Below are 15,839 nucleotides of genomic sequence, written 5' to 3' on the forward strand. Positions count from 1 at the left end.
GTGATTTTTTTTATAAAAAAATCTTTTCCAACCCCTCCCCTCTGTACTATTCATTCATTTAAGGAAAGGAAAAGAAAAGATGTTAAATAACCAAAATAAATTATCTCATAATGAGAGATATTTAATAGATATTTTATTTAATCAAGAACAAAAATCAATTTCTGAAATTGCCAAAACACTAAAACGCTCTAAATCCACAATATCTCGTGAATTGAAAAGAAATACCTTTGATGGTTTTTATGATCACAATGTAGCACAAGAAAAAACTATTAGAAGAAGATGACATAATCATTCAATGTATTTATTAAAATATGAAAAATTCACTGATCAGTTTATCCAAAAATTTGATAAAAGATATTCAGGAATTAAGACAACTTATTATAAATTACAAAATAATACAACTAAAATTACATGAAGACAAATATATAATTGAATTAAATCAAATCGATGAGAAATTAAAAGAAAAGATTTGTTAAGACAATATTATCTTAAGGGCAGAAAAAGAAAGAAAGGAATATTTTCTAAATTCACTAATTCTCTTATAATCCCTATATGAGCAAGGCCTAAATACATTGATAATAGACAAGAATTTGGTCATTGAGAGATGGATTTAATTATTGGAAAAAGAGAGCATGGGTTTGAAAATCTAATAACTTTTCAAGAAAGACAAACAAGAATGGTTTTTATTGAAAAAATTCAATCTAAAAACCCTATGAAATTAAATTCAAAAGTTTATCAATTGATAAAAAGAAATAAGTTATGTGTTAAATCTATAACCATTGATAATGGAATTGAATTTTCTAAGATTGGTTTATTAGCCAAATGATTAAAATGTATTGTTTATTTTTGTGAACCTTTTGCTTCTTATCAAAGAGGATCAAATGAACATGTAAATGGAATCATTAGAAGATTTTGAAAAAAAGGAACAGATTTTTCTTTATTATCTAATAATGATATTTTAGATACCCAAAATAAAATTAATAAAATGCCTAGAGAAATATTTAATTGGAAATCAAGTTATGATGTCTTTAATAAAATAAATAATTAATTTTAAAATTAATAGATCAAATTTGAAATTAATAATTTCAATTTTTCTTTTTTAAACATTTCTTTTTTATAATAGATATAGTGTTGCAATTGTCATTACAAAAAAGAATTAGTAGCAAGTATTGCTGCTAAAATTATTAATTAGTAGCAAGTATTGCTGCTTTAGCAGTGGTTCCAATGTCAATTGTTTCATGTGGAAACAATAACAATAATTCTGTAGATCAATTGCCTCCAGCTGGAGATAATAAACCTGGTGGTGGAGATAATTCAACTCCTGGTGGTGGAGATAATTCAACTCCTGGTGGTGGAGATAATGATAATCAACAACCTACTATTACATATATTGATGTTAATGATAGAAATGGAATGATAGCACATATCTTACAAAGCAATTATATTGTTTCTGAATTTATTAAACAAGTAACAAGAAGACAAGTTAATGGAACAGTGACTTATGTTGAATGAAATAAAAATTTAACATCAATAGAACCTGGCAGTGTGGCATATCATACAGATGGAAGTCACCATTACTACAATGTTAAAAACCTTACATTTACAATTACAACAGATGTTGAACCAAAAAAAGTAGCAGCTCTATATTATTCAGTTAATAATGAAGATACAAAATATACTGTTTCGGCAAAAGGATCTTGAACTATATCTGTAGACCTTCACTTCAAAAGTACAACAAAAATTGAAAATGTATAGGTAACTAATATATTAATATGAAAGCAACTTATTGATAGTTGCTATTTTTTTTGATGTGATAATTTATATTGTTAGATTTTAACAATAAGGATTTTTAATAAACTAACTATATTTATTTTATTAAATCATATTCAATAAAGTAACTAGCATTTCTTTTATTTATTTTCTTTATAATTTTATATTTTTCTAAATTCTTTATTTCTTGATATATTTATTGATTACTATATTCTTTGTATTGTTTTAAACTTTAGATGATGAAATAGTTGAATAATAATCTAATTGATAAATATCTCCAATTCCTTGATCAAAAATGATAATATCTTTTTGAATTAATGACAATTTTTTATTAAATTGTTTTACTTTACTACATATTGATCAAATTTTAAAAGAGCTAAATAAAGCTCTCTCTCTCTCTCTCTCTCTTCCTTATTTGAAGTGGCTATTTTTTTAAGAATATATATTGATATATTGCACAGATATTTATATAAATATAGCTTTCGTTTATTTAACTCATTTAATATCTTGTTTTAATTCAAGATCATATGATGTTAATTTATTTTTGTCATAACTATTATTTAGTGATATTGCTGTCAATCTATTATTTGAATAAGTTTTATAATAAAGAGTTTTATTATTAAAATCATAACAATCAGAATAAACAGTTAATTCATTCTTATTTTCATGAGCATGCACTGTACCTCTTGTTTGAGCAACAGAATCTAAAATATGAAAAAATTGACTAATATCTTCTTCATTATTATTTGATGTAGAAACTGAATTAGTAAAAGCCGCTCTTACAAAACGATCTTGTGATGTAAGAGATCCTGGTAAACCTATTGTTCCAGCTCCATTAGAAATAATTTTAATATTAGAATCAAATAGATTTGTTCTAGAATCAGGTGATATATTAACATAATTATTCATATTTTCTAAATGAAAATTAAATCTAGGGTTATTAGTTAATGTTTTGTAAGGATTGTCATAAATTTGTAATCCATCACTTGTAGATTCCACTACAATACATTGTTTATCATCACAAATTATTCAATGCAATGGGGTTAGGGGTATTTCTTTGCTAAATGGAATATCAACAATATTAACGTTTTGTAAAATTTTTTTCACTTCATCAACTGATGAACATGAACCTAATATGTAAGGAATAAATTCAAAAGGTGTTACATTGTTTTTGTCATTCTGTTTTTCAAAATATTTTGCATAACCATTAAAATATAAACCAGCCATAAACAATCCTTTTTCATTCATAGCATCATAAAATAATGGATATTCATTTGCAATCATTCCCATTCCTATAAGGGAATATTTAATATCAATATTTTCATTATTAGATTTAAATTTTAATAAATAATTTTTTGGCATGATTATAACTTTTGTTCATGGTAATTCATATTCAAGATCCAAATTTCTACCATAAAAATTATTTTTATATTTTATTGCGGTACACATATTAACTCTCCTTGTACATTTGATATTAATTATTATTTTAATCTAATATTATTTTAATATTATTCATAATCAAAATAGCTAATATATTTTATATAAAGTTACCAATTTCAATACCAATAATTCCTTGTATTTCATAATTTTACAATATTTATCAAAGTTAAAATATTCGGTAGGCGTTTTTCTTCTTTTGTTATGGTTAATTTTTTTCTCTTATTATTTAATCTATTAAGATAAATATTTGAATCATAATAATATAGTTTATAAGAATAATTTTTTATTCTATGATAAAAATAAGTTTTAGTTTTAAAAAACATCTTTTCTTATTGTTTCAACAGAATAATTTGTTAAGTTAGATATGAATTCATATCTTTTCATCATTTTTGGAATAAAGTTTTCTTGAGAAGAATCAGATATTTGATTCATTAATGCAAAAATTAAATTAATTTTTTCTAATTCTTTTTCTAATATAAATTGAAGTTTCATATAATTTAAGTGTCCTTTTTTTGTTTTTTTATATTTTTCAAAGATAGTCAGGGAGAAATCCCTGGTTTTTTATTTATCGGTATTCATTTTGGTAACTTTATATTCTAATTTTATTGTAAGAATTTTAATAAATTATTTTTTATGATTTGTAATTTTTTTAAAATCATCTTTATGAAAAGATTCAAGAACACTTAGTCTTTGATCGACTTTTTGATTAAACTCCTTTTGTTCTTTATTAAATTCCTTTTGTTCTTCTATAAAATCAACTACTGAATTATTAAATTCCTTTTGTTCTTCGTTAAACTCTTTTTGTTCTTTAACAAATTCTGTCATATCTGACATAAACTCTAATACTTTATTTTCAAAAGATGATTTTTTCACTTTATCTTTATCTCCAGTAATTTTAATTTTATAAGATTTCTTTGTTTCTTCTACTAATTCAATTTTAGGATCATTAGATAAATTTGACAATTCATTCATTTTCTTTTTGTTGATAATATACATGATTTAAATTTTATCAAAGTTGAAATAGAAATTTATTCCTAATTTTCTTGTAATAATTTTAATAGATATTAATTAAGTAATAATTTATATTTAATAATATAATTAAATTAAATTATTATGACAAATTCAAATTATAGTGCTAAAAATATTGTTACTTTAAAAGGTTTAGAAGCTGTAAGAAAAAGACCGGGAATGTATATTGGATCAACCGATGTTAATGGGTTACATCATTTAATTTGAGAAATTTTTGATAATTCAGTAGATGAAGTTTTAGCAGGATTTGCTAACAACATTCATGTGACTTTAAAACAAGATGGCTCTGTAATTGTAGAAGATAATGGAAGAGGTATTCCTGTAGATTTGCATGCTAGTGGCAAATCAGGAGTAGAAACTGTTTTTACTGAATTACATGCTGGAGGAAAATTCAATAATGATGCTTATAAAACTGCTGGAGGACTTCATGGTGTAGGTTCTTCTGTTGTTAATGCTTTAAGTACTCATTTAATTGCAACAGTTTATCGTGATAATAAAATATATGAAACCAAATTTGAAAATGGCGACTATATTGTTCAAAGAACAAAAGAAATAGGTTCAACTAATAAAAGAGGAACAAAAGTACAATTTTGACCTAACTACTCTATTTTTAAAAATGCTAAATTTTCTTATGAAGTTATTTGTGAAAGATTAAGGGAATCTTCATTTTTACTATCAAATTTAAAAATAACTGTAATTGATGAAATATCAAAGCAAAAAGAAGAATTCCATTATAAAGAAGGAATCAAATCATTCGTTTCATTTATTAACCAAAATAAAACTGTTATTTCAGATATTTTTTACTTAAATGAAAAAAATAAAGAAACAGGTATTGAAATAGAAATAGGAATGCAATACAATGATAGCTATTCTGAAACTATTGTTTCTTTTGCAAATAATGTTAAGACACGTGATGGAGGAACCCATGAAAGTACATTCAAGTTAGCTCTTACTAAAGTCGTTAATGATTATGCAAGAGAAAAGGGTTTCTTAAAATCAAGAGATGCTAATTTTGAAGGATCTGATATTAGAGAAGGATTAGTAGCTATTGTTTCAGTTAAAGTCCCTGAAGCAATTTTAGAATTTGTTGGTCAAACAAAAGATAAATTATCTACTCCTGAAATTAAAAAAATTATGGAAGAAACTATTCAAAAGAATCTTTATTTTTGATTAAATGAAAATAAAAAGAATTCAGAGAAAATTTTATTAAAATCAAAACAATCTCGGGAAGCTCGTGAAGCTGCCAGAAAAGCTCGTAATGAATCTAGAAAAGCTAAAGATAAAATGAGTGAAGTAAAAATTTTATCAGGTAAATTAACACCAGCTTTATCTAATAAAGCTTCTGAAAGAGAATTATATTTAGTTGAAGGGGATTCGGCTGGTGGTTCTGCTAAAATGGGTCGTGATCGTCGTTTTCAAGCTATTTTACCTTTAAGAGGTAAAGTATTAAACACTGAGAAAGCAAGATTAATTGATATTTTAAAAAATGAAGAGATTGCTACAATTATTAATTGTATTAATGCAGGAATTGGTTCAGATTTTAAAATTGAAAATGCTAAGTACAATAAAGTAATTATTATGACAGATGCAGATACAGATGGAGCTCATATTCAGATTTTACTTTTAACATTTTTCTTTAGATATATGAAACCTTTAATAGCTGCAGGAATGTTGTATATTGCTCAACCTCCATTATTTAAGCTAAGTTTTAATAATAAAAACAAAAAAGAAAATCTCTATTTTTGATCAGAACTAGATTTAAAAAATTATTTAAAATCTAATAATATTAGAGGGTTTGAGATTCAAAGATATAAAGGGTTAGGAGAAATGAATTCAGATCAATTATGAGAAACTACAATGGATCCAAAATCAAGAACTTTAATTAAAGTAACAATTCAAGATGAAGCAATTGTAGAAAGAAGAGTTTCAGTTTTAATGGGTGATGCTGTTGAACCGAGAAAAGAATGAATTAATAAAAATGTAGAATTTTCACTTGAAGATAATTTTCAAATTAATCAAGGTCATGATATAGTAAATAATAAAGAAACTGGTGATCAATAATGAGTAAAGATAAGATTATTTATGATGAGAAATTAGAATATCAATCATTAGACTCAATTATGTCCGATCGTTTTGCTCGATATTCAAAATATATTATTCAACAACGAGCTTTACCTGATGTAAGAGATGGTTTAAAACCGGTACAAAGAAGAATTTTATATTCCATGAATGATTTAGGATTGCAATATGAAAAATCATACAAGAAATCAGCCCGGGTAGTAGGAGATGTTATTGGTAAGTATCATCCACATGGTGATAGTTCTATTTATGAAGCGTTAGTTAGAATGGCTCAAGATTGAAAAATGGGAGAACCTTTAATTGAAATGCATGGAAATAAAGGATCAATTGATGATGATCCAGCTGCTGCTATGCGTTACACTGAAGCAAAATTATCAAAAATTTCTTCTTTAATGTTACAGGATTTAGATAAAAATACTGTTAGTTTTGCTCCTAATTTTGATGATACTGAAAAAGAACCAACTGTTTTACCTTCATATATTCCTAATTTACTTCTAAATGGTGCTAAAGGAATTGCTTCAGGTTTTGCGACAGAAATACCACCTCATAATTTAGGTGAATTATTAGATGCAGTTGTAGCTAAAATTAAAAATCCAGAAATTTCTTGAAAATCATTAATGAAATATATTAAAGGTCCAGATTTTCCAACTGGTGGAATTATTTATGGAACTAAAGGGATTGAAACATCTTTTGAAAATGGTCAAGGAAGAATTAATTTATGTAGTAAATATATCATTGAAAAAGAAAACAAAAATGAATTAATTAGAATTTTGGAAATTCCTTTTGGAGTTATTAAATCTAAATTAGTTCGTGATATTGATGAATTAAGAGTTAATGGTCAAATTAATGGAATTAAAGATGTTAGAGATGAATCGGATCGAGATGGAATTTCTATTGCAATTATTCTAGAAGAAAATGCTAATAGTCAAACTATTGTTAATTTTTTAATGCAAAAAACAGATATGAAAATTTATTATAACTACAATATGGTAACAATTGTTGACTATGCACCTAAAATTTTAGGTATTGATAAAATGATTAATGCTTATTTAAATCATATTAGAATTGTTAAAACTAGAGCAATTCAATTTGATTTAGCTAAATTTGAAAAAAGATTAGAAATCATCATAGGATTAATTAGAGTTAGCGAAATTCCTGATGAAGTTATTAAAGTAATTCGAGAATCTACAGGTGGTAAACAAGGAGTTATTGCCAATTTGCAAAATATTTTACATTTTACTTTAGTTCAAGCAACAGCAATTGCTGAATTAAGACTATATTGTTTAAATCGGACAGATGTTTCTATTTATCATGAAGAGAAAAAAGAATTAGAAGAAAAAATTGCTTATTATAAATTATTATTATCAGATGCTAATGCTTTTGATCAACATTTAATTGAAATGTTTAAACAAATTAAAAAAGAATATGCAAGACCTAGAAAAACATTAATTTATGAAGAAGAATTAAATATCAATATTAAACAAGAAGAATTAATTAAAAAAGAATCTTGTTGAGTCTCATTATCTCAAGATGGGTATTTAAAAAGAATTACTAATAAAACTTTTGAATCTAATGAAATAGCAACTTTTGCTATTAAAGAAAACGATCAAATTATTTATTTTGATCGTTCTAATACTATTAATAAATTATTAGTATTTACTTCGCTAGGAAATTATGCTATTATCCCAATTCATAAAATCAATGAAACTAAATGAAAAGATGAAGGGCAATTTATTAGTGATTTTGTAGAAATAAGTAATAATGAAAAAATTGTTTCAGTGATTGATATTAATTCTTTTGATGTAAAAGCTTATGTTATTTTAGTAACAAAATTAGGAATAGGTAAAAGAGTATTATTAAAAGATTTTGAAGCTTCAAGAATTTCTAAAACAATGAAAGCAATAAGTTTTAAAAAAGCTAATGATCAATTAATCGCTGCCAAAATATCAAATGGTGTTGAAGATATTATTATTACAACCAATACAACTCATACTGTTAAATTTAGCGAAAATGAATTACCAATTCTTTCAGCAAGAGCTAGCGGGAATACTTTAATTAAAGTTGAACATAATTGAGTAACAGCTTTTGGAGTTGCGAATAATAAAGATTCGATAACTTTAATTATTGGTAATAATAACTATAAAAACATTAATTTTTCAGCTATTGTTTATTCTTCAAGAGCAACTAAAGGGCAACAGTTTTTTAAAAATTTAAGTAGCAAAAATATTATTAGAGATATTATTAGAAATCAAAAAACTAATTTTGTTATTAATACTAATAACAATCAAATTATGATGTTAAATTTTGATCATACAACTAATATTGATAATATTATTAATGATAATTTTGCTAAGATATCAAAAATTTCAGGTGTTGCTTATCCAATTATTAATTACAACATCAATGAAAATAATGAATATTTTAAAGTTAAATTTGATCAAAAAACATCAAATGAAATTGTTGATGAAGCAACAAAAAAAATAAATAAAGCATTTGAAACTAATGAAAAAAGATTAAAAGAAATAGATGATACTAAAATAGATGATATTTTGAAAAAATTAAAAATTTAGCAAAATCATTTGGCGAAAAACAATTATGTGAAAGACTATTATTTTTAAAAAAATGGCAAGATTTTAGTTGATAAATCTTCAGATGAATATGTTTCATCTCTATTGTAAAATCATATTTATTTTATAGGAAAAGAAGTAAACAAAAATATTTATAGAACTTTAAGAATAGCAACTTTTTATTGACAAATATTTGTAATTAAAAATAATATTAGAATTTTGAATATTAATTTATAGCATCATTTAGAATTGTAGGAATTTTCGATATTTGATAATTTAATCTTTTTTTATTTTATAATTATAATAAGTCAAAATGTCTAGTTATTTTAATTTTGGGATAGAAATATAAATTATGGAATTTGAAAATATAAAAATTATTGAAAAAACTAATTCTAATAATAGTGATATATGAAAACGTTTTGATAAATCTTTAAAAAATTTATTAGCAATCAAATCTAGGGGCGATAATTCATTATTTATGAAAATAAATAAATCAACATCTTTTGATTTATTTAATATTCTTAAATGAGATGATTTACATAAAATATTGTCTCAATCTTCTTTTAGTATAAAAATACCAAGAATTTCTAAAAAAGAATTTATAGCAAAGATTGATGCAATAAATAATATAGATGAAATGATAACTTTTCTAGAAGATAATAACATCAAAAAAATGATCATTGATAGAGTTTCATATTTAAAAAACTATAAAGAGAAGAAAAATATTGATGATTATGAAGAATGAGATGATATTTATTCTGATATTTTATATGCAATAGATGAACAAATTAAAAATTTTAATGTGCAATGAAATAGATTTATTAAAAAAGCCAATGATATTTATGAACAAACAAATATTTGGCCATTATATGTTAATACATATTTTATAAAAGGTAATTTATCTAAACCTATTTATGCACCTTTAATATGTAAAGAAATAGAAATTATTAATAAAGAGAATGATTTCTATATTCAATCTAAAAATGAGACATTGCTAATAAATGAAAAGATTTCTTTTATTTTAGAAGAAGAATTAAATTGAACTATGGCTAAAATAAACGAGGAAAAAGAATCAATATCCATTGATGAATGTTCAAAAGAACTTGATGTTTTATTTAAAGAGATAATAAAAAAAGATAAATATGTATTAATAGATAAATTTGAAAGATTAAATTCATCTGATATTGATAATAATGAAATAATATTATCTCCAGGTATAGTTTTATCTATTTCTAATCCTGTAGGAAGCAATTTAAGAAAAGCTTTAATTAATCTTATTCAAATTGGAAAAATAAATGAAAATGAAAACTTATTGGCAAAAAATTTATCATCATTAAATGAAAATAATTTAATTGAAAAAATTATAAATCAAGAAAAAATAGCAAGAATATGTAAAACTGATTTATCACAAGAAAAAGCCATTATATCTTCTTTAGATAGAAGCACAATTATTATTGGACCTCCAGGAACTGGTAAATCTCAAACAATTTCTAATATAATAGCCAATATTTTGTACAACAATAAGACAGCTCTTTTTATTTCTCAAAAAAGAGTTGCATTAGAGGTTGTTCTTGATAGATTACAAGACTTAAAATGATTTACTTTGCAATTATCAGATTATACTTCACATACATCAAGTGGAAAAAAAGAAAAAGAATGATTTTATAAAAATCTAAGTAATTGAAGAAAATATGTGGAAGAATTTATTGCTTTAAATTCTGAATCATCAAATGAATTTAACTCTTTAATATCTAAAGAATTAATTGAATATTGAAATTCAAAAGATGCTAGTGTTAGTGTAAATGATATTGAAATTTTTTCAAAATTGAAAAACACTTTCAGTAATTTTGATCAAAAAATTATTAACTTTTATGCAATGAATAAAGAGCATTTAGATGCTATAACAAATGAAGAATGAGAGTTTTATTTATGGTTTTATGCCAATATAGTACCAATAGTTGGTGTTGATAAAATTTTAAATTTTAATTTAAAAATTTCTGAATTATTTAATATAGATAATATCATTGTTGCAAAATCATTTGAAACTAAAGAAGAATTGAACAATCTTACAGAAGAAGATTTATTAAAAATTCATTTACATAAAAAATCATTTCAAAATATTTCATGAGAAATATATGAAAAAATAGCTTCAATAGAAAATATGTCTCAAAATAAAGATGATAATTTCATTAATCTTATTGATTCTTTTGTAAATCTTTTATTGGAATTTAAGAAATTTAATTTAAATATAAATATTGATAATATATTTTTTGAATCATATTCTAAATTAAACAAAAAACAGTTTGCAAAAAAATTTAATTTTCAAAAATCAGGTTTTTTATTTAATAGAGATTATCCCAAAGAATTTTTTGATTTATATGAGTACTATCAAAATTTAATTTTTTTTATAACTAAATATAATATAGAACAATCCTTTTTACAATTGTTATTAAGTTATAAAGAATTTATTGTTAATTATCATGATTGTTTATCAATATATTTGTTCATTAAACAAAAAAATATTGATATTTTAATGTTAGAAAAAATAAAGTCAATTTTAGATGTAATTCTAGAAATAAGAACATGCTTAGAATTTATTAAAAATTATAATATTGAATTAAATCAAATTATTCATATCAAAACAAACAAAAATTATTTTATGAAAATTATTAATGATTTAAATTTATATAATTATTTGCATAATTTAAATTTAAAAGAATTTTTATATTTAGAATTATTAAAATCTATTGAAAATGTAGAATCTTTAACAAAATTAGAAATAAATTTTGTCAATTATCATCAAAAAGAAGTTCCAAAAGTAAATGAATTTATTGAAAATAATGATAAAAATAAAGTTTTAAAACAATTAATTAAAAATTTTAATTATAAAAAAGAAAGATTATCTAAAGAAGAACAACAGTTATATCAAAGATTGATTGGTAGAATTAATAGACAATTTACAAAACCTTCTTCTTTAATTTCTTTATTTAAAGATATTTTCAAGAAATTTTTTAATATTACTGTAGGTACACCAGAAAATTTAGCATCTTATGTAGATTTTATGAATGATCATTATGATTATATTATTTTTGATGAATCATCACAAATATTTCTAGAAAAAGCCTTGCCTTTTATAGCATTGGGAGATAAAATCATAATAGCAGGAGATAATCAACAAATGCAACCGTCAAATTGATTTACCAATAGAGTTGCAACACCTAACGAAGAATTAGAAGATGAAAATATCGATTCATTATTAGAATATGCAATAAATTCAGGCATTAAATCACAATATTTAGAATTAAATTATCGTTCTAATTTTGCGAATTTAACAACATTTTCATCTAAACATTTTTATGAATCTAACTTGAAATGTTTAGATAAATTGAATAATAATTCTAATAGTAATTCAATTCAAGTTATTGATGTAGGTGGAGAATGAATTGATAGCTGTAATGAGAAAGAAGCAAGAAAAATGATAGAAATTTTGAATGCTAACTTAAATTTATATAACAAAATTATTTTATTAACTTTAAATAGTGACCAATTAAAATGTCTTGATGAAATTATTTCTTTAGAATATCCTGAATTGTATAGAATAATTTTAAATACAGACAAAATAATTTTAAAAAGTTTGGAAAATATTCAAGGTGATGAAGCAGATTTAGTGATCATTTCAGTTGCTTATACAAACAAAACAAAATTAGCTCAAACATATGTTTGTCGTCCTAATGGTAAAAATGCTTTAAATGTTGCAATTACTAGAGCAAAAGATAAAATGATAGTCATAAAATCCATTTCATCTAATGACATAATTTCTACAAATCATGGTGTAAATTTATTTAAAGAATGATTGAGTTTTATCGATTCAAGTACAGATTATCAAAAAACATATTCAATTAATAAAAATGATATATCTACAGCTATTGATGTTTCTGAATCTAGTTTTGAAGAAGATGTAATTAAGTGATTATCAAATCAAACATTTAGTAAACCAATTAAATTGATTGCTCAATTCCCTGTTGGTTCTTATAGAATAGACGTTGCATTGTTTGACAAGAGCAATGAAAGATTTATTTTAGGAATTGAAATAGATGGTTATAGATATCATTCATCAAATGAGAAAAAATATCATGATTTAATTAGACAAAATTTTATCGAAAGTAAAGGTTATTCAATTTTAAGAATTCCTGAGCTTAGATGAAAAACAAAGAAAGAAAAAATCTTATTTGATATTAATAAACATATTGATTTATATTAAGATTTTTTAATTTTTAATGAAATAATAAAGTTTTCAATTTTGGTTGAATTTGATATAAAAACAAGTTATAAATATATTTAATTTTATCAAAATTTATAATAATTTTTTCAAATAAAAAGATAAAAAAAGAATTTTTTTATTAATTTAATATTTTTAAAAATATTAGTTTAAAATGAATAACGTAAACACAAAAATTTAACATATCAACAAGAAATTGGAAAAGAGAAATATTATGTCAAAAAATTTAGATCCAGCTAATTTTCAAAAAATTAAAGTTGCTAACGCTATTGCTATAGGAGGAATGATTGGAGCAGGTAAATCAACTCTAACAAGAGCTTTAGGAAATAACTTAAATGCAGATGTTATTTATGAATTAAATGAAAATGATGAATTACAAAACATTTTATTAAAAAGATTATATGAAGGAGATGAAACTTCAGCAATTGCCTTTCAAGTATATTTCTTTTGTACTAGATTTGAAAATTATCGTCAAGGTGTTTTAAATCATAAATTATCTGTTTTTGATCGGACAATATTTGAAGATCGTTTATTTGCTCATCAAAATATGACAGCGGATCCTATAATGTTTGGTTTTTATGATGCAATGTGACATGATAAAACAAAAGAATTGATTTATTCTATTGGAGTACCTAAACTTTATATTATTCTTGATTTAAAATGAGATGAATTTAAAGAAAGAATCTTTAAAAGAGGAAGAGATAGTGAAATTGATAATTTTTCAGTTAATGAACCATATTTTAGATCATTACATAATGTTTATGTAGATTATTTAGTTAAAACTTGTCAAATTTATGGCATTAATTACCTTATTTTAGATTCTAGTTTGCCAACAGAAAAACAAGTTGATATAATTATGGATAAAATTAAAAGTGAAAAATTATTTGATGTTGTATAAATTATGAAATATGAAAATATAAAAAATGAATTAGGTAACTATTATCATTATAAATGTGCTAATAAAAAGAAAGCAACTATTATTTTTATTCATGGCTTTGCAACTACAAGTGAATACCATGATGTGTTTATCAAACATATAATTGATCAATTTGATTATATTGCTCTTCAATTACCTGGTGCAGGGATACAAGAATGAAAACAAAATAAAAAACCTAAAGTAGAAGATATGGTTGATTATTGTATTAATTTAATAAAAAGCTTAAATTTAAAAGAGTTTGTTATTTTAGGTCACTCAATGGGCGGAGGAATTGCTTTAAGATTAGCAAATTATTTTCAAAAAGAAACTATTTGTTTAATTTTATCTACTCCAATGAATTCAAAAATACCTTTTTGAAAAGGGATTAATTATTTTAAATTCAATCCTAAAAACTTCAAGAAAGCACATCATTTAATTAATATTTTGTATCATGACATTAACAAATTGCATAATAATGATCAAGAAAAAATTCATAGTGTCATTAGTGAAGAATTTCAATATCAAACAGATAATCGACCATTTATGGTTCAATTAAAACAATCAATGTTTTCTGTAAAAAATATGTTATTATGTCATCAAAATGAAAAGGCTTTAGCAACACCAACATTAGTTATAGCAGGTAAATATGATAAATTAATTCCACCAGTTTCTTTATTTAGAGCTTTTGGTAATAGAAAACAACAAGAAAAAGGTTTCATTAGAATTGAATTAATGAATGATTCAGCCCACATCCCATTTCAAGAACAAGAAATAGAATATGCTAAAGAAATCAAAGACTTTATTAATTATTATTTAGATAAGAAATAAAAAAATTTGATAGCATTTAATATGTAAAGGTTGTAACGGTTATCTTTTTAGATGTGAAAGCTTATGCCATCCCAGCAACCGCCCCTGCATTAGCAGGCTTTTTTATTTTTTTTGGAATTTCTAATATTAAAATTATTATTTGATTAAATATAGAACTTTTTTAATATTTAAAATTTCAAAAAATGAAATATGCAGAATGATGAATTATGAAAAAAATTAAGAAATAAATTTTGATAATTTATCCTTTAATTTTTGGATTTCTTCTTCTATTGATTTAATATTTTTGTGAATATTATATTTTTCAGATTCATTATATATTTTTTTGTATTTATTATTTAATTGTATAATTTCTTTTTCTTTATTACTTATTAAAAATAATATTTTAATAACTTCTCATGTAATCGTATAAGAAAATGACAAATTTTTTGTTTTTTCATAATATATTATCCTACGGCATGATTCATCAAAAAAATCAATAATAGAGTTTAGACTAATTTCTTTTCAGGGTAAAATCTTATTGAAATTATTTTCATCAAAAAATTCACCAATATAGTTATATTTTTTTAATATTTCTTTAATAATAGGATTTTTTAGCGAAAAAGCATTAAATGATATTGAATAATTATTTTTATAAGTACAAATTAGAATTATTGGTTGCTCTCTATTAAATATTTTTAGAAAAAAATTAGATACAGTTTTATAATGATTCATTTTATTACTTAATAATATGTAGTTAAGAATTATAATTTTTTTATTTTCATTAGGAGATTTTGTAATTAAAGAATTTATTTCTCATACATTTATATTTTCTCCTATGGATTTAAATATTTTATTTAATTCACTAATATCTAATTTATTTTTAAATTTATTTTTAAAATCTATAGATTTATATTTATTATGTTTTAAATTCAATTCATTTAATCGCTTCATA

General features: G+C 22.8%; 11 protein-coding genes. 7 read left to right on the forward strand and 4 right to left on the reverse strand.

Translation table 4 applies throughout. The annotated features are described in order from the left end of the window. Window positions 1-79 precede the first annotated feature (79 nt). Both ACJA29_RS01750 and ACJA29_RS01755 read left to right on the forward strand, forming a co-directional pair. Window positions 80-1,048, forward strand: a complete 969-nt coding sequence (locus ACJA29_RS01750) for an IS30 family transposase (protein ID WP_406602905.1) — start codon at window positions 80-82, stop codon at window positions 1,046-1,048. Between the two features lie 176 nt (window positions 1,049-1,224). Then, a complete protein-coding gene (locus ACJA29_RS01755; protein ID WP_406602906.1) occupies window positions 1,225-1,755 on the forward strand; it encodes a hypothetical protein in 531 nt (176 codons plus the stop codon). Between the two features lie 501 nt (window positions 1,756-2,256). On the opposite strand, the gene bsh is transcribed toward ACJA29_RS01755, so the two are convergent. From bsh to ACJA29_RS01770, 3 genes are all read right to left on the reverse strand, one after another. Then, window positions 2,257-3,219, reverse strand: a complete 963-nt coding sequence (gene bsh, locus ACJA29_RS01760; RefSeq protein ID WP_406602907.1) for a choloylglycine hydrolase — start codon at window positions 3,217-3,219, stop codon at window positions 2,257-2,259. A gap of 303 nt (window positions 3,220-3,522) precedes the next feature. Continuing rightward, window positions 3,523-3,702: a hypothetical protein gene (locus tag ACJA29_RS01765; RefSeq protein WP_406602908.1), complete on the reverse strand. Its 180-nt coding sequence runs from the start codon at window positions 3,700-3,702 to the stop codon at window positions 3,523-3,525. 132 nt (window positions 3,703-3,834) lie between these two features. After that, on the reverse strand, window positions 3,835-4,206 hold the full coding sequence (locus ACJA29_RS01770) for a hypothetical protein (protein ID WP_406602909.1): 372 nt from the start codon (window positions 4,204-4,206) through the stop codon (window positions 3,835-3,837). A 117-nt stretch (window positions 4,207-4,323) separates the two neighbouring features. Here ACJA29_RS01770 and parE point away from each other — a divergent pair, with 117 nt between their 5' ends. The 5 genes from parE (at window position 4,324) to ACJA29_RS01795 (ending at window position 14,908) form a co-directional block, all read left to right on the forward strand. Further along, window positions 4,324-6,300, forward strand: coding sequence for a DNA topoisomerase IV subunit B (gene parE, locus ACJA29_RS01775; RefSeq protein ID WP_406602910.1), 1,977 nt, complete (start codon window positions 4,324-4,326; stop codon window positions 6,298-6,300). Continuing rightward, window positions 6,300-8,888, forward strand: a complete 2,589-nt coding sequence (gene parC / locus ACJA29_RS01780; RefSeq protein WP_406602911.1) for a DNA topoisomerase IV subunit A — start codon at window positions 6,300-6,302, stop codon at window positions 8,886-8,888. Before parE ends, parC begins: the two co-directional genes overlap by 1 nt. Before the next feature lie 349 nt (window positions 8,889-9,237). Then, window positions 9,238-13,146: an AAA domain-containing protein gene (locus ACJA29_RS01785; protein ID WP_406602912.1), complete on the forward strand. Its 3,909-nt coding sequence runs from the start codon at window positions 9,238-9,240 to the stop codon at window positions 13,144-13,146. Between the two features lie 232 nt (window positions 13,147-13,378). Then, the gene (locus ACJA29_RS01790; RefSeq protein WP_406602913.1) at window positions 13,379-14,062 is read left to right on the forward strand and encodes a deoxynucleoside kinase; all 684 of its coding nucleotides are present in this window, start codon (window positions 13,379-13,381) and stop codon (window positions 14,060-14,062) included. Window positions 14,063-14,065: 3 nt separating this feature from the next. After that, a complete protein-coding gene (locus ACJA29_RS01795) occupies window positions 14,066-14,908 on the forward strand; it encodes an alpha/beta fold hydrolase (protein WP_406602914.1) in 843 nt (280 codons plus the stop codon). Between the two features lie 216 nt (window positions 14,909-15,124). Here the strand turns inward: ACJA29_RS01795 and ACJA29_RS01800 are convergent, their stop codons facing one another. Further along, window positions 15,125-15,838 (reverse strand): hypothetical protein, encoded by a 714-nt coding sequence (locus ACJA29_RS01800; RefSeq protein WP_406602915.1) that lies wholly within the window; start codon window positions 15,836-15,838, stop codon window positions 15,125-15,127. Between the last annotated feature and the right edge of the window lies 1 nt (window position 15,839).

The sequence above is a fragment of the Metamycoplasma sualvi genome (assembly GCF_045276925.1).
Lineage (GTDB): Bacteria > Bacillota_I > Bacilli_A > Mycoplasmatales > Metamycoplasmataceae > UBA710.